The sequence below is a fragment of the Duffyella sp. Ts4 genome, from assembly GCF_051851875.1.
Lineage (GTDB): Bacteria > Pseudomonadota > Gammaproteobacteria > Enterobacterales > Enterobacteriaceae > Duffyella > Duffyella gerundensis.
Genome location: NZ_JBLYPN010000001.1, coordinates 570,947 through 591,951 on the forward strand (window position 1 = coordinate 570,947; position 21,005 = coordinate 591,951).

Annotated in this window: 21 protein-coding genes, 1 tRNA gene and 1 pseudogene; 9 read left to right on the top strand and 14 right to left on the bottom strand. The window is 56.5% G+C overall.

The window, feature by feature from the left end; genetic code table 11:
- Window positions 1-13 precede the first annotated feature (13 nt).
- From ACJY2L_RS02810 to ACJY2L_RS02820, 3 genes are all read right to left on the bottom strand, one after another.
- Window positions 14-925: a DUF808 domain-containing protein gene (locus tag ACJY2L_RS02810; RefSeq protein ID WP_067431754.1), complete on the bottom strand. Its 912-nt coding sequence runs from the start codon at window positions 923-925 to the stop codon at window positions 14-16.
- A gap of 15 nt (window positions 926-940) precedes the next feature.
- Window positions 941-1,216: a hypothetical protein gene (locus ACJY2L_RS02815; RefSeq protein ID WP_439212298.1), complete on the bottom strand. Its 276-nt coding sequence runs from the start codon at window positions 1,214-1,216 to the stop codon at window positions 941-943.
- A gap of 79 nt (window positions 1,217-1,295) precedes the next feature.
- Window positions 1,296-1,781: a very short patch repair endonuclease gene (locus tag ACJY2L_RS02820; protein ID WP_439212299.1), complete on the bottom strand. Its 486-nt coding sequence runs from the start codon at window positions 1,779-1,781 to the stop codon at window positions 1,296-1,298.
- A 326-nt stretch (window positions 1,782-2,107) separates the two neighbouring features.
- On the opposite strand from ACJY2L_RS02820, the gene ACJY2L_RS02825 reads away from it, so the two are divergent.
- The 3 genes and pseudogenes from ACJY2L_RS02825 (at window position 2,108) to ACJY2L_RS02835 (ending at window position 5,928) form a co-directional block, all read left to right on the top strand.
- Window positions 2,108-4,021, top strand: coding sequence for a hypothetical protein (locus ACJY2L_RS02825; RefSeq protein WP_439212300.1), 1,914 nt, complete (start codon window positions 2,108-2,110; stop codon window positions 4,019-4,021).
- Between the two features lie 68 nt (window positions 4,022-4,089).
- A complete protein-coding gene (dcm, locus tag ACJY2L_RS02830; protein ID WP_439212301.1) occupies window positions 4,090-5,502 on the top strand; it encodes a DNA (cytosine-5-)-methyltransferase in 1,413 nt (470 codons plus the stop codon).
- A 38-nt stretch (window positions 5,503-5,540) separates the two neighbouring features.
- Window positions 5,541-5,928 (top strand): annotated as a pseudogene (locus ACJY2L_RS02835) (ASCH domain-containing protein).
- Window positions 5,929-5,959: 31 nt separating this feature from the next.
- Here ACJY2L_RS02835 and ACJY2L_RS02840 read toward each other — a convergent pair.
- The gene (locus ACJY2L_RS02840) at window positions 5,960-6,208 is read right to left on the bottom strand and encodes an Arc family DNA-binding protein (RefSeq protein WP_067431771.1); all 249 of its coding nucleotides are present in this window, start codon (window positions 6,206-6,208) and stop codon (window positions 5,960-5,962) included.
- 72 nt (window positions 6,209-6,280) lie between these two features.
- Window positions 6,281-6,985 carry a phosphohydrolase gene (locus ACJY2L_RS02845; RefSeq protein ID WP_439212302.1) on the bottom strand — a complete coding sequence of 235 codons (705 nt, stop codon included), beginning with the start codon at window positions 6,983-6,985 and terminating at the stop codon, window positions 6,281-6,283.
- Between the two features lie 636 nt (window positions 6,986-7,621).
- On the opposite strand from ACJY2L_RS02845, the gene ACJY2L_RS02850 reads away from it, so the two are divergent.
- The 3 genes from ACJY2L_RS02850 (at window position 7,622) to ACJY2L_RS02860 (ending at window position 9,387) form a co-directional block, all read left to right on the top strand.
- Window positions 7,622-8,293: a hypothetical protein gene (locus tag ACJY2L_RS02850; protein ID WP_439212303.1), complete on the top strand. Its 672-nt coding sequence runs from the start codon at window positions 7,622-7,624 to the stop codon at window positions 8,291-8,293.
- Between the two features lie 141 nt (window positions 8,294-8,434).
- Window positions 8,435-9,211, top strand: a complete 777-nt coding sequence (mtfA, locus tag ACJY2L_RS02855; protein WP_439212304.1) for a DgsA anti-repressor MtfA — start codon at window positions 8,435-8,437, stop codon at window positions 9,209-9,211.
- A gap of 100 nt (window positions 9,212-9,311) precedes the next feature.
- Window positions 9,312-9,387: transfer RNA gene (locus ACJY2L_RS02860), tRNA-Asn, on the top strand.
- 51 nt (window positions 9,388-9,438) lie between these two features.
- On the opposite strand, the gene ACJY2L_RS02865 is transcribed toward ACJY2L_RS02860, so the two are convergent.
- Window positions 9,439-10,461, bottom strand: a complete 1,023-nt coding sequence (locus tag ACJY2L_RS02865) for an NADP-dependent oxidoreductase (protein WP_439212305.1) — start codon at window positions 10,459-10,461, stop codon at window positions 9,439-9,441.
- A 128-nt stretch (window positions 10,462-10,589) separates the two neighbouring features.
- Here ACJY2L_RS02865 and ACJY2L_RS02870 point away from each other — a divergent pair, with 128 nt between their 5' ends.
- A complete protein-coding gene (locus ACJY2L_RS02870) occupies window positions 10,590-11,141 on the top strand; it encodes a TetR/AcrR family transcriptional regulator (RefSeq protein WP_439212306.1) in 552 nt (183 codons plus the stop codon).
- 39 nt (window positions 11,142-11,180) lie between these two features.
- Here ACJY2L_RS02870 and ACJY2L_RS02875 read toward each other — a convergent pair whose 3' ends face one another.
- From ACJY2L_RS02875 to ACJY2L_RS02910, 8 genes are all read right to left on the bottom strand, one after another.
- Window positions 11,181-11,438: a hypothetical protein gene (locus ACJY2L_RS02875; RefSeq protein ID WP_209501818.1), complete on the bottom strand. Its 258-nt coding sequence runs from the start codon at window positions 11,436-11,438 to the stop codon at window positions 11,181-11,183.
- 156 nt (window positions 11,439-11,594) lie between these two features.
- Window positions 11,595-12,617 (bottom strand): LLM class flavin-dependent oxidoreductase, encoded by a 1,023-nt coding sequence (locus ACJY2L_RS02880; protein ID WP_439212307.1) that lies wholly within the window; start codon window positions 12,615-12,617, stop codon window positions 11,595-11,597.
- A gap of 139 nt (window positions 12,618-12,756) precedes the next feature.
- A complete protein-coding gene (gene ybiX, locus ACJY2L_RS02885; RefSeq protein ID WP_439212308.1) occupies window positions 12,757-13,434 on the bottom strand; it encodes a PKHD-type hydroxylase YbiX in 678 nt (225 codons plus the stop codon).
- A gap of 44 nt (window positions 13,435-13,478) precedes the next feature.
- Window positions 13,479-15,746, bottom strand: a complete 2,268-nt coding sequence (locus ACJY2L_RS02890) for a catecholate siderophore receptor Fiu (RefSeq protein WP_439212309.1) — start codon at window positions 15,744-15,746, stop codon at window positions 13,479-13,481.
- Window positions 15,747-16,068: 322 nt separating this feature from the next.
- Window positions 16,069-16,230: a hypothetical protein gene (locus ACJY2L_RS02895; RefSeq protein WP_439212310.1), complete on the bottom strand. Its 162-nt coding sequence runs from the start codon at window positions 16,228-16,230 to the stop codon at window positions 16,069-16,071.
- Window positions 16,231-16,340: 110 nt separating this feature from the next.
- Window positions 16,341-16,733 carry a cupin domain-containing protein gene (locus tag ACJY2L_RS02900; protein ID WP_067435411.1) on the bottom strand — a complete coding sequence of 131 codons (393 nt, stop codon included), beginning with the start codon at window positions 16,731-16,733 and terminating at the stop codon, window positions 16,341-16,343.
- A gap of 187 nt (window positions 16,734-16,920) precedes the next feature.
- On the bottom strand, window positions 16,921-17,466 hold the full coding sequence (locus tag ACJY2L_RS02905) for a lactonase family protein (protein ID WP_439212311.1): 546 nt from the start codon (window positions 17,464-17,466) through the stop codon (window positions 16,921-16,923).
- Between the two features lie 135 nt (window positions 17,467-17,601).
- Window positions 17,602-19,050 (bottom strand): EmmdR/YeeO family multidrug/toxin efflux MATE transporter, encoded by a 1,449-nt coding sequence (locus ACJY2L_RS02910; RefSeq protein WP_439212664.1) that lies wholly within the window; start codon window positions 19,048-19,050, stop codon window positions 17,602-17,604.
- A gap of 68 nt (window positions 19,051-19,118) precedes the next feature.
- Here ACJY2L_RS02910 and ACJY2L_RS02915 point away from each other — a divergent pair, with 68 nt between their 5' ends.
- Together ACJY2L_RS02915 and ACJY2L_RS02920 are read left to right on the top strand one after the other, a co-directional pair.
- Window positions 19,119-19,289: a hypothetical protein gene (locus ACJY2L_RS02915; RefSeq protein ID WP_187486738.1), complete on the top strand. Its 171-nt coding sequence runs from the start codon at window positions 19,119-19,121 to the stop codon at window positions 19,287-19,289.
- A 45-nt stretch (window positions 19,290-19,334) separates the two neighbouring features.
- Window positions 19,335-20,792: an AMP nucleosidase gene (locus ACJY2L_RS02920; RefSeq protein ID WP_439212312.1), complete on the top strand. Its 1,458-nt coding sequence runs from the start codon at window positions 19,335-19,337 to the stop codon at window positions 20,790-20,792.
- Window positions 20,793-21,005: the final 213 nt, after the last annotated feature.

The following is a 21,005-nucleotide window of genomic DNA, read 5'->3' on the forward strand; positions in this document are numbered from 1 at the left end:
CCTGAACCTGCCTTTATACTGATTTACCCCGTAGCTTCGCAATCAGATTTACCACCAACAGCACGATGGAACCAATAATAAAGCCGATCACCAGGTTAGCGCCGTTGCTGATCAGCATGGCAACCAGCCCGCCGTAGCCGTGGCTCATCGCCTCAATCCAGTGGTGCAATTTTGCGATGCCGTGCACCACAATGCCGCCGCCGACCAGAAACATCGCCAGCGTGCCGACCACGGTGAGAATTTTCATCAGCCAGGGCGCAGCAAACAGCAGTGCGCTGCCGATGCCCTGTGCCACCGACGATGACTTCTTACGCAGCCACAGGCCGAGATCATCGAGCTTCACGATACCGGCTACGATGCCGTAGACGCCGATAGTGACCAGAATCGCGATGCCGGCCAGCACAATCACCTGATTCAGCAGCGGTGCTTCCGAGACGATGCCCAGCGTAATGGCGACAATCTCCGCCGAAAGAATAAAGTCGGTGCGGACCGCGCCTTTGATCTTTTTCTTTTCGTAGGCGGCAGGATCTTTTTCAATCTCCTTTTGCAGGCGCTGCTGGCGCGCATCGGCGCTCTCCTGCGACTTGTCCTTGTGGAAGCTGTGCATTACCTTCTCAACCCCCTCATAACAGAGGTAGGCGCCGCCAATCATCAGCAAGGGCGTAATCGCCCAGGGCGCAAAGGCACTGATCACCAGCGCCAGCGGCACCAGAATCAGCTTGTTGAGAAAAGACCCTTTTGCGACGCCCCAGACCACGGGCAATTCACGGTTGGCTTTAAAGCCGGTGACCTGCTGCGCATTAAGCGATAAGTCGTCCCCCAATACTCCTGCGGTTTTCTTCGCCGCTATCTTTCCCATCACGGAAATATCATCCAGCAGGGTGGCAATATCATCTAATAACGTCAGTAAGCTGCTCGCGGCCAAAATCTGTTCCTTATTTTATTCGTGCCCGTCATGCTGGCAGCATGGACAGAGGGCAATATCGGTCACTGCCATATCGGCAATGCCATTACAATCCCACTCGACACGCACCGGCAGCGTCGCCGACAGTTGATGATGCAGATATTTACTGACCGGGCTTTCCGTCATGCCACCAATCTCCTCGCTGGCAATCAGCGTGTCGCCAACGTAGATGCGCGCCGTTGCCTGCGCGTTGACCATGCGCTCATCCTGAAGCCGGTAAAGCCTGCGTACCGTCAATTTCACTGTGGCCATCACGCCCGCCTGTGTTTGCCGATGGGAAACCATCGATCTAAGCAATTATGTATCAATATGGCAATCGTCGCCGTGGAAATTACGCCGGGTTAGCTGGCTTAAGCAGATGAATGCCCTGGTAATCTATCTCTGCAGCGCCATCGATGGTAAACAGCCACTCTTCCAGTCGATCGCCGATCGCCTGATCGTCCAGCCTGAGCTTGCCGCGCAGCGCGCACTCCCACACCACCAGCACCTTCCAGCCCTGCTCGCGTAATGCCTGGCGGTCACGCGTGTCACGGGTCACGTTACCGTCGATCTTATCCAGCCAGAACTGCGTGCGCGTGGCTGGCGTCTTAAACAGGTAGCAGTGATGGTGATGCCAAAAACAGCCGTGCACCAACAGAATCGCCTGATGTTCCGGCACCACAAAGTCGGGCTTGCCGGGCAGAGTTTTATCCTGCGCGTGAAAGGTGAAGCCGCGTTGTTCCAGTAGCGCCGCCACCCGCAGTTCAATGGCGGTATCCTGCGTACGAATTGCGCGCATGTTTTTGCTGCGTGTGGCAGCAGAATGTACGTCGACCATACCTTCTCCTTGTTTTCCTGCCTTGATCTTAGCCTGGATGCAGCGGTGGATAAGCGCGGATAATCATTCTCCCCTTCCTCTGCGCCTGCTGCAGCTGGCTTTTCAGGTCCATTGCCTGACAGAGCAAGCATAAGGAAATTCTGTAAAGCATCGCCAAAATCTGTCGCCGCGCTCTGCGTGGCATTGATAGAAATAGCGTTATTTCAGCCAGTTAATATCACTGGCTTTCAAGACTGCTATCTCACTGGCCCTGGCTCCCGCTGCGTCTGTAAATCGATATACTCAATCAGCTGTCTCTTTTTTCATCAATCCTCAAGGAACCTTTAATGGCGAACGATAACCGCAATACCCCTGCCGCGTCGGCCAACAGCCTGCGCGTAATGGACAAACAAGGCAATCCGCTCGACTTTGGTAAGGTATTGATTGAACTGGCCAGCCTGACCGGTAGCGGCGGTGGCGCAAACATCAGCGTCACGCAGGTGCCCGACATTGATACGCTGCGCAAAACCGAACCCTCTGCTCCCGGTGATATGGCCGTGGTGCTGGAATATTCCAATAATAGCCGGGTGGGCGGCGGGCTGTTTGTCTACCATCCCAACGATTCCAGCAAAGAGGATTATGGCGTGGTGATCGTCACCGTGGGCGGCAAACGCTGGAAGCGAAACATCACCGATTATAACGCGCTGACCGTGCTGGATTTTGGCGCCATTGAGGGCGGTGATAAAGATTGTGCCGAGGCGGTAAAGCGCATGCACAACTGGGCACAAAGCAACGCGCGTTTTAAAACCGTGGGCATACGCTTTCCCGCCGGAAAATTCCTGCTTTCAACGCTTAATATCGCCAATACCTCAGTCTCACACTTCAAGGTCTCTGGTGCCGCCGTGGATTTTGGCTATTTTGCTGCCACACAGCTGGTTTCCGATCGGAAAAACAACGAGTACGTTTTTGATGTTCTGGCTAAACGGGTAGAGATAGTCGGCATCAATTTCAATGGTGAATACAATGTACAAAGCAACACCAAGGGTTTTTATCGCAATCACACCGCTCAGGGCCAGTATCTGCGCGTCAGCTGCGTAAACTTTGATCAGGTCGGCGGTCGTTGCATCAGCGTGCTCGATACGCTCGACTGTAAAATCGACCAGTGGTATGCCAGCGATTGTCAGGATACGGTGATCTACGGCTTCTGGACCGACGGCGAACACGGCTGGAATCATCTCACCGCCATCGAGCTCTCTAATTTCAACGCGCAGAACTGCAAAAATAAGCCGGTCATTGATTTACAGCGTGCAACCCAATCCCTGATCCGCAACGGCTGGATTGAGCATTGCGACTATCCAGGTGACATTTCTAACGGCCAGTGGATTATCGATGCGTTGAGTATTGAAAGCACCATGCAGCCGATGAAATGCCACTACACCCGTGCGATAACGCTACAACGTAATTTGCAGTCGGGCGCCAGCATGGATTTTTCACCGGTGGGTGACCGTTATTTATCAGAATATGAGTTGGGCGATGTGGATATCGCCAACCACGGCGTCAATGTCAACGGTTCGCTGAACTATCTCTATGAAACCAGTCAGGTGCACCTCTCCAATTTTGCCGAGAAAGAGAGCTGGTTCAAACTGGGAATGATTGAACTGCCGGGCATAGGTAGCCAGGCCCATCTGCGCGTCATCGGTTCTGCTGGCTACAATGTCATCAGGGAGACAGCCACGGCATCGACAACCCGTACGGCTGAAGGCGTGGCTGATCTCTGGTTTCAGCGCATTGATGCTCATGGCATTCTTGAGCTGGATGTCGGCGTCACCTGGGCCAGTAAAGGCTCGTCGCCTGTGAGCAAGGTTTGGGTCGAACGTCTGGGCAATGGTAAAGCTGATGTTTACGTCAGGTTGCCCGGTTACTCCACGCATAACGTCGTGCTTATCGACACCAACGTGGTCGACCAGTTTCAGAACGGCGTGCATTTTCGCTTTATCCGCGCCTTAGCTGCGGATAACAAGAACAACTACCTGGCCTGTGATGCTGCGCAAAATACGGCGCTTAACGCCAAAACCGATTACGCTTTTCATCAGCATTGGGAAGGCAACAACAAAGTCGGCTACGGCTTTAATAACAACGATGAGCTGTTAATTCAGGGCACGCTGGCTAACGAGAGTAATTTTGATGTCTCTTCTGCCTGTCTGAAGGTCATTATCAACGGCAAGCAATATGGGTTGCCCCTGCGCGAACTCAAAAGCTGATCGCGGGCCGATTCTCTCTGGGTCAAATGAGTGATAGCATGACACGCATTTGACCCTAAGGAATCACCATGCACGCTACGGACGCCCTGGCACAACGCTTGCAGAAGGAACATCTGCTGCAACAGCACACCAAGCTCGCACAGGATCAACACCTGTTGCAGCACACCATCGATATTTATGGCCAGAAGGCGATCGCTGAAGCGCTGCGTAAAGTCGGTGCCAACGACTGGACGCGCGAAAGCCTCAACCGCTACATCAACGGCAAAGCGCGCGCCCGTGCGCTGCTGGATGTCGAAGTAAAAATGTTGCAGGCGCTGCTGCCTGAACGCCCCGCCCATTACGATCGTCCGCTGTTTCGTTTCATCGATCTGTTCGCCGGCATCGGCGGCATTCGCACCGGATTTGATGCCATCGGCGGCAAGTGCGTGTTCACCAGCGAGTGGAACAGCGCCTCGATCAAAACCTACCGCGCCAACCATTACAGCTGCCCCGACGAGCACCGCTTCAACAGCGATATTCGTGACGTTACGCTCTCCGCCACACCAGCCAGCGATGAAGAAGCCGCCGCGCACATTGACGCGCAGATCCCCGATCATCAGGTGCTGCTGGCTGGTTTCCCCTGCCAGCCCTTCTCGCTCGCTGGCGTCAGCAAAAAGAATGCGCTGGGCCGCGCGCACGGCTTCGCCTGTGAAGCGCAGGGCACGCTGTTTTTCGACGTGGCGCGCATCATCGCCGCCAAAAAACCGGCTATTTTCGTGCTGGAGAACGTGAAAAACCTCAAGAGCCACGATCAGGGGCGCACGTTCCGCGTGATCATGGATACCCTTGATCAGCTTGGCTACGACATCGCTAACGCCGCCGACAACGCGCCGGACCGCAAGATTATCGACGCGCGCCACTTTCTGCCGCAGCATCGCGAGCGCATCGTGCTGGTGGGCATTCGTCGTGACTACCCGTTCAGCGCCGATTTCTCACTGAATGGCGTGCTGCAGGCGCTGCCGCAGCCCCGTCCCGCTTTCCGCGATCTGCTGGATGAGGAGCAGGAGAAATACATTCTGTCGCCCAAGCTGTGGGGCTATCTGTGGCATTACGCGAAAAAACACAAGGCCAAAGGCAACGGCTTCGGTTTTGGCCTGATTGATAGCCACAATCCGCTGGCCTGCGCACGCACCCTCTCCGCGCGCTACTACAAAGATGGTTCGGAAATCCTCATCGATCGCGGCTGGGACAGCGCGCTGGCGGAAGAGGATTTTACCCACGCGGAGAATATGCAGCGTCGTCCTCGCCGTCTGACGCCGCGCGAGTGCGCACGTCTGATGGGCTTCGAGCAGCCCGGCGAAACCCGCTTTCGTATCCCGGTTTCCGATACACAGGCGTACAAACAGTTTGGCAACTCGGTGGTGGTACCGGTGTTTGCCGCGGTGGCGCATCAGCTGTTGCCGTTTATCAAACAGGTCGTGGCGCAACCTGAAGCCCGCTAACGTTATCCTCACTGAAAATAAAAAAAGGCCGTGCAGTGATGAACCTGATGGAAAAGTATCCCGATGCCCTGCAATGGGGCTTTGGCGATTTACCGGCGCTGACCGATGCGCTGGCGGCGCTGGTGGTTGCCGGTAAGAAGACCGCCTCCTGCGGCTCGCTGGCGGCCTATCAGCAGGAAGACGCCCGGCAGCTTTCACATCATTCTCGACGCTCAGGCGCAGCCGGTGTGCGTGATTCAAATCGTGGCTATGCGGCTGGTGCGCTTCTGTGACGTCACGGCAGAAATGGCGCAAAAAGAGGGTGAAGGCGACTTGAGCCTGGCGCACTGGCGGCAGGCACATCAGGAATTTTTTCAACGGCAAGGGTTGTTTGCGACCGATATGGAACGCATATATGAGGAGTTCCGGCTGGTTGAGGTGCTGTAACAACAGGGCCGCATCACGGCCCTGCGTCAGATTAGACCTTACGTTTTTTGCTTTTTTTCAACAGGCTACGAATCTGTTTCAGTTCGCCGTCGGTGAGCTGCGGGGTTTCCTGCTCTTCGGTATGTGAACTGTCGATCTCAGGGCGTTGCTGACTAAGGCTTAACTGTAAACGCTGGCAAATCTCCTGGCTCATGGAAACCTGATTCTCAAGCGCGAGGTTTTTAATGGTCTCTTTGAGTTCAGGGTCAATTTTAATGGTCAGATTAACGGTGTCGTTCATGCAATCACTCCTGTTTATTGTTTGCGACACCCTGCCATGCGCAACGGCTAATTCATAGATTGTCACAAAAATTTAATATTTGGTTTTATCAGAAGTGAAATCGCGTAACACCGACGCATCCTTGCCGATCAGGTCGCCCTGCAGTTCTGCGCAGAGCTTTGCCATGAAATCTACAACAAAATCAGCGTTGTGTTGCGCCAGCTTTTTGCCGGTTTCCGTCTGCATGGTTTCTGGCAGACGCAGCATTTTTATCTGGAAATGGTCGAGCGTCCAGAGCTTGTCATCCAGCGGCCGCGCCTTGCCCAGCGGGTCGTTGCTGTCGAACAGCGAGCGACCGAGTGCGCCGGAGGTGTAGAAAACGCGAGCCAGGCCGATAGCACCTAATGATTCCAGACGATCGGCGTCCTGCACGATTTTGGCTTCCAGCGTGCGCGGCACGATTCCGGCGCTGAAGCTGTGCGCCTGCACGGCATGCGCAATGTCATCGTGCAGCTCATGGGGGAAGTCAGGGAACGATTCCAGCAGGATGCGGCGCGTCGCGGCTGCGGCCTGGCTGGAAGCGAGATGACGCTCGGGATGATCTTTCGGCAGATTCACCACGTCGTGAAAATAGCAGGCCGCCAGCACCACCAGCGGCGTGGCATCGGTGCTCTGCATAATCTGCTGCGCGGTTTGCCAGACACGACGCAGGTGCGCGACGTCATGGGCCTGGTCACCGTGCTGCCAGTGTTGGTTCATCCAGTTTTCAAAGCGCGATTGCCAGTGATGTAGCGACATAAACTTCTCCCTTTGTGCGATGAAATGGTGCAGGTGTTTAACGGGCGAAGCCAAACATGCATGAGAGTAGCGTGATGAGAATGACAGTTTGATGATTGCTGTCGCAATCAGGATGTAAGTACTGCAACGGTTTGATTGAAAAAGTGATCTTCTTCAATTTATAGCAGATCCTGTGCATCACATCGCATGGAAGCGGCAAATAAAGCAGGAGCAGTAAAAAGATCTGGTGATTTTTCAAACCAAAAGCATTAGCCAAAGTAATATAATTTAGGGATTATTCCTGGCCGTAAAAATGCGTTTACGCCAGATAATCACCAATTTTTATGTTAGCTTTACGGCTTACCTTCAACGCACTGATCAGGTATTTCGGCGGCTTAGCGAAATTTTAACGCTGAAATCGATGAAAAATACGTTGATCGTAAACCCTGATACCATACAGCGCATGATTATAACCGGACCACGATTAAACAGAAAAATTGGTTGTTGTGCTTGTTTTTCGCGCAGGCGAAAATTCGGAAAAATTGCACAACTCCGATAAGCAAACCAGGGTAAACGTGGTATCTTGAGTAAGGTTAAGATTAATCTGATTGTATTTTACACGATTGGATAGCGCATAAACACAATAAGAGGTATGCAATGAAAGAACGGCCGATTCTTTTTTCTGAGCAACGGGTACGCGCCCTGTTAATTGGCCAGCAAACGCAAACCCGGCGCATCATGAAATCCCAGGCTTTTGGCCCTGGTCAGGATAATCATGAAGGCTGTTACGCTTTTGACGTCAGCAGTAACCATCTCCAGGGTTATAAGATGGTGAACATGAACGACCTTAGCTATCGCTGTCCTTACGGTCAGCCCGGCGACCGGCTCTGGGTGCGTGAAACCTGGCGTGGCCCGGTGGTGCCCACCGACGCGCTACCTGATTATGAACGTTCGCCGGCCAAATTCCGCCGGCCAGAATATTGCCAGTACCGCGCGGCGAACAACGAGCTGGGCCATCCTTATGACAAGGATAAAAACAGTGAAGAGTTTGGCTGGCAGACGGCGATTCACATGCCGCGCTGGGCAAGCCGTATCGATCTGCTGATTACCGCCGTACGGGCGGAAAAAATCCAGGATATCAGCGACGAAGATGTGATGGCAGAAGGTGTGCAGACCGATTCGCACTTTCTTAACAACTTCTTCACCATGAACAACAACACCGTTTCGCCAAAAGAGGCCTATAAAAAGGCCTGGCAAAAACAGTACGGCGGCACCAGCTGGGAAGTGAATCCCTGGGTGTGGGTGATTGAGTTCGAAAAGATCGACTAACTTAAAAAGGCGGGCTCTCCCGCCTTTTTTCATTTGTGCGTCAGCTCACAGACAACGCGCCCGCTTGCTGCATTTTTACCCGCCATTGATTAGCATCTGCCGGATCCTTCGCCTTTCATCTGCAGGAACAGCCCAACCATCATGATCAAGTGGCCATGGAAATCTCAGGCTGAAGAAGCCCTCGCTGCCCTGCCCTGGCAACAGGCGCTGTCGGCCCCACTGTTTAGCGTGTTGTCCGATCAGGAGCAGCAGCAGCTTATCGCCCTTGCCAGCCAGTTTCTGCGGCAAAAGCGGCTGGTGGCGCTACAGAATCTGCAACTGGATGCCGAGAGCCATGCACGTATCGCGCTGCTGTTCTGCCTGCCGGTGATGCAGCTGGGCCTCGCCTGGCTGGATGGCTTTCATGAAGTGCTGATCTATCCGGCGCCGTTTATCGTTAACGACAGCTGGCAGGATGAGGATGGTCTGGTGCACGCTGAGCGCACCACGCAGTCGGGGCAGAGCTGGCTGCAGGGTCCGGTGGTTCTCAACTGGCAGGATATTCTCGATTCGTTTGATTTCTCCGGTTTTAACCTGGTGATCCATGAAGTGGCACACAAGCTGGAGGCGCGCGGCAGTGGCTACAACAACGGCGTACCGCCGGTGGCACTGCGTGACGTGGCGCGCTGGGAACGGGAAATCCAGCTGGCGATGGCCGATATTGAACAGGAAATTATGCTGGTGGGCGAATACGCTACCCGTATCGATGCCTATGCCGCCAGCGATGCCGCCGAGTGCTTCGCGGTGTTATCAGAATACTTCTTTACCGCGCCCGAACTCTTAATGGAGCGTTTCCCCACGCTCTATGGGCTTTACCGTGGATTTTATCAACAGGATCCGCTGCTGAGGCTGACAAATCAGGCCACAACTGGCGATTGAATCAGCCGATTGCTGCAAAGCTAGCCACTTGAAAGCAAAACGCTTTCTGGCTGTTGACAGCGTTCACCGACGCCGATAATATTCGCCTCGTTCACACGATTCCTCTGTAGTTCAGTCGGTAGAACGGCGGACTGTTAATCCGTATGTCACTGGTTCGAGTCCAGTCAGAGGAGCCACATTCGAGAAGCCCGCTCAGGGAAACCTGAGCGGGCTTTTTCTGTTCTGCGCTATGGCGTTTCCAGATCAATCACCACTTTGCCTTTGGCCCTTCCCTGCGCCAGCCAGGCAAGCCCCTGCGCACTTTGCGTAAACGGCAGCACCCGGTCAATCACTGGCCTGAGCTGCCCGGCTTCCACCAGCTGTGCAATGTGCTTCAGTTGCTCACCATCGGGCTGCACAAACAGAAAGCGATAATCGATGCCCTGTCTGCGTGCGAGGCGTTTAATTTTACGGCTCATCAGCCAGAACAGCGCCATCAGCACGCGATTCAGCCGCCGTTTGCGGGCGAACGCCACATCCAGCGGCCCGACCAGCGAAATGATCTTCCCGCCAGGCCGCAAAATAGCGAGTGATTTTTCAAGCGCGTCGCCGCGCAGGGTTCCCAGCACCAGGTCGTAATGACGCAGCACCTCATCAAACGCCTGCTTTTTATAGTCGATAACCTGGTCGGCGCCGAGCTGGCGCACCCAGTCAACATTCTCCGTGCTGGTGGTGGTCGCCACGGTCGCGCCGAGCGTTTTCGCCAGCTGAATCGCAATGCTGCCAATGCCGCCCGATCCGGCGGGAATAAACACCTTCTCACCCGCTTGCAGCCTGGCGTGCTCGTGCAGCGCTTGCCAGCTGGTCAGGCTGACCATCGGTAGCGCTGCCGCCTCGACAAAACTCAGGTTTGTTGGCTTCAAGGCAGCCAGACGTTCAGGAACCACGGCGAAATCGGCCAGCGCACCCTGGCCCGTATCAAAAATGCTGGCAAATACCGCATCACCCGGCGTAAAGCGCGTCACGCCGCTGCCCACCGCGGTAACAATGCCGGCCAGATCGCTGCCCAGGGTGGCCGGTAGCGTCATGCGTAACACTGGCTTAAAGGTGCCGCTAATGATCATGTTATCAATGGGATTGAGGCTCGCCGCACAGACTTTCACCAGCAGCTCGTCCGGTTTCAGCGTCGGGATCGCAACGTGTTCAATGCCCAGCGCCGGGTTCTTGCCGTAGCGTTTAAAGGTAAAGGCCTGCATGGTATTGGTTCTCATCGGTTGCTCTGCGCAGTGGGTAAGAATGACTATAATGATGATAATCGTCATCTAAAAAGTCAATGGTTTTGATTATGTTCATCATCATTGTATAATCAGACCATAGGTCGTACCGGAAGGAGTAGTGAATGAAAGTGTCAAAAGAGCAAGTGCAGGAGAACCGCAGGCGTATCGTGCAAACCGCGTCGACGCTGTTTCGCGAACGGGGATTTGATGGCGTTGGCGTTGCCGATCTGATGTCAGCGGCTGGCCTGACTCACGGCGGATTTTATAAGCATTTTGCCTCCAAGGCCGATCTGATGGCAGAGGCGATGCGCTGCGGCTTTATGCAGTCTGCCGAAGATGCACAGGGCGTCACGCGAGATCAATTTGTTGCGCACTATCTCTCGCGCCAGCATCGTGATGGGATGGGCCAGGGCTGCGTGATGGCGTCACTGGGCAGCGATGCCGCGCGACAATCCGACGCCATTAAAAGTGAGTTTGCCGCGGGCATCGAAAACCTGTTGGCCATCGCCAGGGCTGACGGCGGCGAGACGCGTGCCGATCTGATCGCCACGCTGTCGCAGATGGTGGGCGCGCTGGTGCTGTCACGCGGCTGCCCGGATGACTCCGCGCTGGCCGATGAAATTTTGCAGGTCTGTCGTGCTCGACTGCTGCCGGAAAACGGTGAAGCACGTTAACTAAGTGGCGCGCAGCATTAGCGGTTAGCCCCCTCTGCATCAGGCTCGCTCAAGCGGCGTTTTTTTCACCGGCTGCTCTCCGCGCGACGGATTTTTACCGGCATGACAGGGCTGTTGCGTACCGGGCAGATAAAACTTACCGTCCTGCGACGGAGCGGTGCCGCCAGGACAGCCAGGCAGTCCCGGGCGCCCCGCTTTGCCCGGCAAGCCATCGCCGCCGTTCGCTGTCACCGCGAATGCGGCGCAGGGCAACATCATGATAGCCAGCGCAACGCAGCCACTTTTCAGCATCATCATCACTCTCCTCTCTGCACAATAGCCTGCTTACGTTACGCCGTGGCGCGCACGGAATCCAGGTGAGGCTTCACACTATGCGGTGAAGATTTTATGACAGCGATCGCCGGAGAGCAGGCAAAAAAATCCCCGGCGTACCGGGGAGAATGGATGACTGAGTTAACGCCAGCCGAGTTCCGGTGCGACGTACTTGAGGATCGCCTCAATCACGTGGGCGTTGTAATCGACGCCGAGCTGATTCGGCACGGTCAGTAACAGGGTATCCGCTTCGGCAATCGCCTCATCGTCGGCCAGCAGCTTGATCAGCTTTTCCGGTTCAGCGGCGTAGCTACGGCCAAAAATGGCACGGGTTTTCTCATCCAGATAGCCCACGCTGTCGCGCTCCTGACCGCTGCGGCCAAAGTAGGCGCGGTCACGATCGTCCACCAGCGCAAAAATACTGCGACTGACCGACACCCGCGGCTGACGCGTATGACCGGCAGCCTGCCAGGCGGCACGGTAAGCGCGAATCTGCTTCGCCTGCTGAATATGGAACGGCTCGCCGGTTTCATCATCTTTCAGCGTCGAGCTTTGCAGGTTCATGCCCAGCTTTGCCGCCCATTCGGCGGTGGCATTGGAGCCAGCGCCCCACCAGATACGCTCGCGCAGCCCTTCAGAATAAGGTTCCACGCGCAGCAGCCCCGGCGGATTAGGGAACATCGGCTGCGGATTCGGTTTGGCAAAGCCCTCGCCGCGCAGCACGTTAAGCAGCACTTCGGTATGCTTACGCGCCATATCCGATTCGGTTTCCCCCGCCTCCGGCTGATAGCCAAAGTAGTTCCAGCCGTCGATCACCTGCTCCGGCGAGCCACGGCTGATGCCGAGCTGCAACCGCCCACCGGCAATCAGATCGGCCACGCCCGCATCTTCCGCCATGTAGAGCGGATTTTCATAGCGCATGTCGATCACGCCGGTGCCGATCTCAATGCGGCTGGTTTTCGCGCCCACCGCCGCCAGCAGCGGAAACGGTGCGCTTAGCTGGCGGGCAAAGTGATGCACGCGGAAATAGGCGCCGTCTGCGCCTAACTCTTCAGCCGCCACGGCAAGATCGATCGACTGCAGCAGCGCATCGGCCGCCGAGCGGGTGCCGGACTGCGGCGACGGCGACCAGTGGCCAAATGACAAAAACCCAATCTTCTTCATGATAACTCTCCATCCTGAAACGGTGGCCTGAACGGTCAGGCGCCTTAACAACCATGATACGCCGCCGCCGGACAAAGGGTTATCGAAGGATATTGATGAAGAGATTCAACCTGGCTGAATATGCGGATACCACCATCTGTCAGGTTTCGGTCCAGCCACGCAGCAGGTTGTGATAAAGATTCAGCAGCGACAGCTGCTCGTCGCTCTCACCATGGCGCGCTTTCAGCGTCTGAATCGTGCGATCCAGTTCGAACAACATGGCACGCTGTTTGTCATCGCGCACCATCGACTGAATCCACAAAAAAGAGGCGATGCGCTCGCCCGCCGTTACCGGCGTGACACAGTGCAGGCTGCTTGAGGGGTAGAGCACCAGATCGCCCGCTGGCAGTTTGACCTTGTGCTGACCGTAGGTGTCATTCACCACCAGTTCGCCGCCCTGATACTCATCCGGCTCGCTGAGAAACAGCGTGGCGGAGAGATCGGTACGCATCCAGCCCTGGCTGCCGTTGTGCCGCACCGCGCCATCAACGTGAAAGCCGTAGGTTTCATTCTGCTGATAGCGGTTAAACAGCGGCGTGGAGATCTGCAGCGGCAGCGCGGCGGCAAAAAACAGTGGGCTGTTATTCAGTGCCTGCAGCACCTGCGCCTGGAGCCGATCGTACAGCGGCGTATGGATATCGATCTGCTGATTATTTTTGACCTGTGCGCCCTGGCTGCCGGTGGTGGCGCGGCCGTCAATCCAGCTGGCCTGCTGCAACGCGTCGCGAAAGCTGCTCAGCGCATCAGGCGTCAGCACGGCGGGAATGTGATACATCATTCGCAGTTACTCATGAAGTAAAGGGGCGTGACGCCCCTTGCAGATTAGAAATGCACGTTTGCTGACAACAGGAAGGTGCGTGGCTCGACGGGATGGTAGCGATAGCCGCTCTTGTTGATCGAGGAAACAGCGTGCGTATCGAAAACGTTATAGACGTTGAGTTGCAGATCGAGGTTGGCGTTGACCTTGTAGCCCGCTTTCGCATCGGCCACCCAGTAGCCTTCCGTGGAAGAGGGTGTGCCGACCGCGCCGTCGGTGCCGCGGTGCATGCCGCCAACATAGCGCGCGCCGCCGCCCAGAGCAATGCTGTCGCTGGCCTGATACTGCGTCCAGAGCGTGAATGCATGCTCCGGGGTATAAGGTACGGTCGATCCGCCATCCTGCGCGGTCTTCGCCCCTTCGCGGACGCTGGCGTGCTGCAAAGTATAACCTGCCAGCAGCTGCCACTCCGGCGTGATATTACCAGCGGCGGTCAGCTCATAGCCCTCTACCCGCTTGCGGCCATACTGCGACGAAGTACCGTCGTCGTTCTGCTCAACTTCATTTTCGATGTCGGTGCGGAACAGCGCGGCGCTCAGCTGCAGACGCTTATCCAGCACTTCCCACTTCGTGCCCAGCTCGCTGGTTTTGGCTTTTTGCGGCTTGAAATCGGTGCGGTTAGCGTTACTGCCGGTGCCGCTCTGCGCCAGGGTAAAGCTGCTGCCGCCCGGCGGCTGCTGCGAAATGGCGTAGTTAACGTACAGATTGCCGTTGTCGGTCAGGTGATAGAGGGCGCCCGCCTTCCAGTTCACCAGGTTACCCGACTTCGCGGTATCGATGGTGGTGATCGGCGTGTTGCGCGGCGTGCCCGCCGGGCAGGCCAGCGCGCCACGACCGGTGCCGCCGCAGGCGGTGGCGCTGTCATATTCGGTGCGGTAATTGTCGAGGCGCACGCCGCCGTTCAGCTCAACGTCGCGGGTAATTTGCAGCGTGTCAAAGGCGTAAACACCAAAAGTATCGGTTTGCCCGTTAGCGTTGGCGCCGTTGCGATCGAGTCCCCCCACGGAAATTGAACTGACCGGATGATAGATATTCACCGGCGGCGGCGTCATCGCCCGGACGCCGTAGTTGGTCTGCGTTTCGCGCGTAAATTCCACGCCCGCGCTGACATCGTGACCCACCGATCCGGTCTGGAAACGTGAGCTGATATTGGTCTGGTTAGTCAGAATTTTATTGCTGATATCTTTGGTATTCGCCAGCCGTGACCAGCTCCAGCTCTGCACATCGTTGCGGTTGGGCTGCACAATATTCGTGGCGCCGCCCATTACCGCGGTCAGCAGGTAATCCTGCTTCACCCGCGCCCAGCGTGTGGTGTTGCGCACGGTGGTGCTGTCGCTGAGATCGTGCTCAAGGCGCAGCGTCGCGCTGTCGGTGGTGGAGTCGTCGTAGTCAGAATCGGTGCCGTAAAAGTTCTCGCTGTTCACCCGGCCCGCACCGTTTAGCGCCGCGGTGCCGGCCGATGGCGCACGATAGCCACGCAGACCAATGGTCGGCACGCCGCCATCCGGCGTGTTGTTCTGCTCGACGTGAAGAACGTTAAGATAGAGCCGCGTCGGCGTATCCAGGCCGAACGCCAGCGACGGCGCCACGCCCCAGCGACGGTTTTTCACATTGTCGCGACCGGCATCGTGCGTCTCCTCGCCCATCAGATTGAGGCGGAAAGCGCTGGTGTCGTTGATCGCCTGATCGAGATCGAGCGTGCCACGGCGGAACCAGGCGCTGCCGACGCTCACCGAGGCATCCAGGCCGGAGTCAAGACGCGGCTGTTTGCTGATGGTATTGATCGAACCGGTCGGCGCACTGCGGCCGTAATCACTGCCCGAAGGCCCTTTAATCACCTCAACCTGCTGGGTGTTAAAGGTGTCGCGCGAGACGCTGCCGATATCGCGAATGCCGTCCGAATAGATGCTGTTTGAGGTATCGGCACCGCGCATATAGATCGCATCGCCGGTGGTGGAGTTACCGTTTTCACCGGCAAAAAACGCGCCGACGCCGGGCACGTTTTTCAGCGCGTCGGATAAATTAGTGACGCCCTGATCCTGCATCACCTTTTCCGGGATCACCGTGATGGTGCGGGTGGTATCAACCAGCGGTCGGCTGAATTTCGGGTCTGCCGAGGCGTTTGGCGCATAGAGCGACGGCGCACTGGCCTCAACGAGCATCTCATCCTGGTCAACGGCAAGCGCAGCAGCAGGCGTGACGCCAATGCACAAACCGGTAAATAAGGTCAAAGAACTAAAATTACCAAAAGGCAGGTTGCGATTTTTATCCATTTTTTAAATTATTCAGCGGCTTTTTATTGTTATCTCTGTTCCGTCACCCGCAGCCAGTTACGACGTAATCAACCGATTCTCCGCTAACGGGTCGGCGCAGTGACACCTTAAATGATAAGTTGAAAGATAATGATTATCATTTATGTTCACATTATTATCACGCAGCTCAATTTAAATAAATACATTTGTTTACATAAACCCGACGCTATTCATACAGTTGGCGAAAGAAGCAGCATCACGCTGAAATAACAGGCACAAAAAAGCCCGCACGGTTGGCGGGCTGTCGCGTTTTACATCAGGCAGTACTCAGTGAAAAGCGGGATTATTTTCCATAATAGCGCTGAAGCGAGGGGTGCGGTTCGATGCCGTAAAGCTGGCTCATCGGGATCACCAACTCAAAATAGTGTCGCGCATCGCTGTCGTCCTGTTCTGACTGTCGGGCATTCTGGCCGAGGTTCTTCCATAACTGCAGTAATCTGCGCATCGGTGACTCCTGACGGTAACAAGGTGAAGCCCTGAGTTAACGCCGATTGCGCACAAAACGGAAGCCACTCATTCTCACTTGCTTAGCAGGAAAAGTACTAAAGCCCGGCGTTAAAACTCAGCCGGTTCGCCTGGCAGCGGCTCCGACAGCGCCTGCCCTTCCACGCCTGCATAGGCGATCAGCAGCTCTGCCGCCACGCCGGTGGTATAACCCCGGTGCGCGCTGTTTACCGATTCGTTAATCGCCTGACCGGCGCGAAAAGTGTGGGTTTCACCGCTCTCTTTATCTTCCACCGTCAGCTCACCGGAGAGCAGATAGGCCACGTTGGGCATCGGGTGCGTGTGCCACGGCAGCGAGGTGTGTGGCGGAATAGAGAGCCGCATCAGCGACAGCTGCGGCGTGCCCTGCGGATAAGCGCCATAGAGCTGGCCATTCCACGCGCAGTTGCACTCCAGCAGCAGTTCACTCGCAATTTTTGCCTCATCCTGCTTCTCTTTCGTCATCCCTTTACTCCCATTAATCACCCTGCTGACGCGCGCGCAGCGGATTGTCTGCGCAGGTCGCTCTTTCATCAGGGAACTATAAAGGTGTAGTTAATATCCTGAATAATTTCAATTATTCCTCCGGCCTTTGCCTGACTGCAGACATAAAAAAGCCTGCCACGGTGGGCAGGCTGAGACGACGCCGCGCTTAGCGCGTGACGGTGACTACCCAGTTGGCACCGGTGCCGCAGGCCGCTTCGCCGACGCGCGCCAGCGTGCCGTCCTTGTCGTTGATCGCGTAGCTGCCGACCACCGCGCTCTTCTCGCCGCTGACCAGCAACCACTTGCCGCTGCCGTCTATCGCCATGCCGCGCGGCTGCTTTTCTACCGGCCAGCTGCCGATCAGCGTTAAGGCCCCGCTTTGCGCATCGATGCGATAGCCGGAGACGGTGCTGGAGGTGCGTTCAGACATGTAAAGAAAACGGCCATCCGGGGTGATTTTGAGATCGGCCGCCCAGATGCGCGGCGTGGGATCGCTGTAATCGGCCGGTCGCTGACGACCGTGCGCCAGCTGATAACGTGCCGCCACCGCATTCGGCCAGCTGTGCAGTTTTTCCAGCGCGCCGCTGGCGCTGTCGAGCTGATAACGGGAAATTGAGCCGGACGTGGCGTTGGAGACATAGACAAAGGTGGTGGCCCACAACGACGGGCTGGCCAGCAGACACACCATTAACAGCGTTTTTTTCAAAGCCATAACGACTCCACAAAGCGAATAAAAGCGGCGGCAGGCGCCTCCAGGCTTTTAAACTAGCCGGACGGTGGGCGGCGCGCTTCAGGCGTCCGCCCTAATTTCTCCGGCAATATCGCGCTTTGTGCGCTGCGTCATGGTTTATTGCGGCGGCGTCGGCACCGTTTGCGCGGCTTCGCTGGCGCTGAGCCTGGCCATCATTTTGCGGTAGTTATTCAGCCAGCTGCCGCTTTTCAGGCGCCACCAGAAGAAGGCACCGCGTACCGCCCAGTCCATGACCATGCCAAGCCAGACGCCGATCACGCCCATGCCAAGCACAATGCCGAGCAGATAACCAAACACGATGCGCGCGCCCCACATACCCGCCATGGAAACGTACATCGTAAAGCGGGCGTCGCGGGCGCCTTTCAGTCCGGCAGGCAGCACCCAGCTGGCGGCCCAAATCGGCATAAACAGCGCGTTGAGCCAGATCAGGTGTTTCACCACGGAGATCACCTCCTCATCGCGGGTATAAAACCGCGCGATGGTGCCCGCCAGCGGCACCGATAGCAGCGCCAGCGCGCACAGGCCGATGGTGGAGAGCCAGAACACATGCTTGATCTGCCGCTCCGCCTGCATCACCTGATTTTTCCCGAGGCGCGTGCCGACGATAATGGTGGAAGCGGAACCGAGCGCATTGCCCGGCAGGTTGATCAGCGAGGCAATGGAAAAAGCGATGAAGTTACCGGCAATTTCGTTGGTGCCCATGCCAGCCACAAACACCTGCGTCAGTAGCTTACCGCCGTTGAACAGCACCGATTCAATGCTGGCGGGAATGCCGATGCTCAGCACCTCACGCAAAATATCGCCGTTCCAGCGCCGAAAGTAGCTGGGAATGCTGATACGCAGCTTGGGGTTGAAACCGATGACCAGCACATAAATCACCCCAATCGCGCCGATATAACGGGAAATAGTCAGCCCCAGCGCCGCACCGTCGAAGCCCATTCCCTGCCACGAGAAACAGCCATAAATCAGCACGCTGCTGATAATGATATTAAGGATGTTCATGCCGCCGTTGATCAGCATCGGGATTTTGGTATTGCCCGCGCCACGCAGCGCGCCGCTGCCGATCAGGGTAATCGCCGCCGCCGGATAGCTCCATGCTGACATCTGCAAATAGCTCAGCGCCAGCTGCTTCACCTGCGGCTCCGCCTGACCGGCAATCAGGTCAATGATCTGCGGACCGATAAACTCAATGCCTATTGCCAGCAGCAACGCCAGCACGGTCATCGCCGCCAGTGACTGTCGCGTTGCCGCCCGTGCGCGCTTGCCGTTGCGTTTCGCCAGGCTAAAGGCCACCACCACGGTAGTGCCGAGATCGATGGCGGCGAAAAAGGAGATCACCACCATGTTAAAGCTATCCGCCAGACCGACGCCCGCCATCGCCTCTTTACCAATCCAGCTCACCAAAAACGTGCTGAGCACGCCCATCAGCATGACGCAGAGGTTTTCGATAAAGATAGGAATGGCTAAAGGGGTAATTTCGCGCCAGAACAGCACATTATAAGAACGACGTTTGGGATACCACGCCGTGCGTTTAACTGCCTGCACCAGTAATACGCCAGGATTTTGCAATTTAATACCAGCTTGAAGAGTCGATCGCCAGAGGAGTAATAATCATGATCAATGGCCTGGAAAAACGCAAAGTCTTTCCGGCGTTTAGTTATTTTTTATTACAACTCTGCCCAGGGGAAACCGTCTCATTCTCACCGCTCATCAGCCCCAAACCGCTCGTTCTGATGCATACTGTTGACAGTAGCGTAACCGGGGATGACCTGCGGTTTTTATGATGCGACGCGATCCCGATGTCAGTCGCGCGACAACAAGGAGATTTTATGCCTGAGAAGCACTTTTCCGGTCTCACCAGCGTGCAGGCGCTGGATAAGCTCGAAGAGCAGTATCAAAACGCCGTTGAGGCGCTGCGTGAGGCGATCAAAACCTACATTGCCGACGGCAGCCTGCCCGATGCCGCAGCTCGTGCTGCCGGGCTGTTTGTCTACCCGGAACTGCGTATCAGCTGGGATGGCGAGAATGCGCCGCTGAATCGCACCCGCGCCTGGGGCCGCTTTACCCGTCCGGGTAGCTACAGCACCACCATCGCCCGTCCGGCACTGCTACGGCACTATCTGCGCGAGCAGCTGGCGATGATTGAGAAAGATTACGATGTCACCATCGAAGTCCGCCCATCGCAGCAGGAGATTCCGTTTCCCTACGTAATCGACGGCTCCGATCTGATACTGGATCGCTCAATGAGTGCGGGTATCGCCAAACATTTCCCCACCACCGAGCTGGCGAATATCGGCGATGAAAACGCCGACGGCCTGTTCAACGCTGAGACCATTTTTCCGCTTTCGCATTTTGACGCCCTGCGCACCGATTTTTCGCTGGCCCGCCTGCGCCACTACACCGGCACTGCCGTGGAGCATTTCCAGCCGTTTGTGCTGTTTACCAACTACACGCGTTATGTCGATGAGTTTGTCCGCTGGTCGATAGAACAGATTCGCGATGAAAACTCACCTTATGACAGCCTTGCCTGCGCTGGTGGCGCGGTGATTACCGCCGAAAGCGAAAACGCTGATGCGCTGATCTCCAGCCTGGCGTGGAAGAATCATCAGATGCCCGCCTGGCATTTGACCTCGCCCAACGGTCGCGGCATTACCCTGGTGAACATCGGCGTCGGTCCATCCAATGCCAAGACCATCTGCGATCATCTGGCGGTGCTGCGTCCGCACGCCTGGCTGATGATTGGCCACTGCGGCGGCCTGCGCGAGAGCCAGAACATCGGCGATTACGTGCTGGCGCACGCCTATCTGCGTGACGATCACGTGCTGGACAGCGTGCTGCCGCCGGATATCCCGATTCCCAGCATTGCTGAAGTACAGCGCGCGCTGTATGACGCCACCAAAGCGGTCAGCGGCATGCCGGGCGAAGAGGTCAAACAGCGCCTGCGCACCGGCACGGTGGTCACCACTGACGATCGCAACTGGGAACTGCGTTACTCCGCCTCCGCGCTGCGCTTCAACCTCAGCCGCGCCGTGGCCGTAGATATGGAGAGCGCCACCATCGCCGCCCAGGGTTACCGCTTCCGCGTGCCTTACGGCACCCTGCTCTGCGTCTCCGACAAGCCACTGCACGGCGAGATCAAGCTGCCGGGTCAGGCCAACCGCTTTTACGAAGGCGCGATTTCCGAGCACCTGCAGATCGGTATTTACGCGGTGGAGCAGCTGCGCGCCGAGGGCGATAAGTTGCATTCCAGGAAGCTGAGGACGTTTAACGAGCCGCCATTCCGCTGAGGGCCCGGGGAACGCCGGGGGATCGTTTTCCTCTGGCCGGAAAGGCCAGGGGAGTTTTGCCTTGCAGGCTGGCTTTTAAGGTCAACGTCTTTAAGGTCAACGTCTTTAAGGTCAACGGCCATTTCGTTCTGCCCTTCGGGCAGGCTTTTAAGGTCAATGTCTTTAAGGTCAACGGCCATTTCGTTCTGCCCTTCGGGCCGCCCGAGCAGGGGC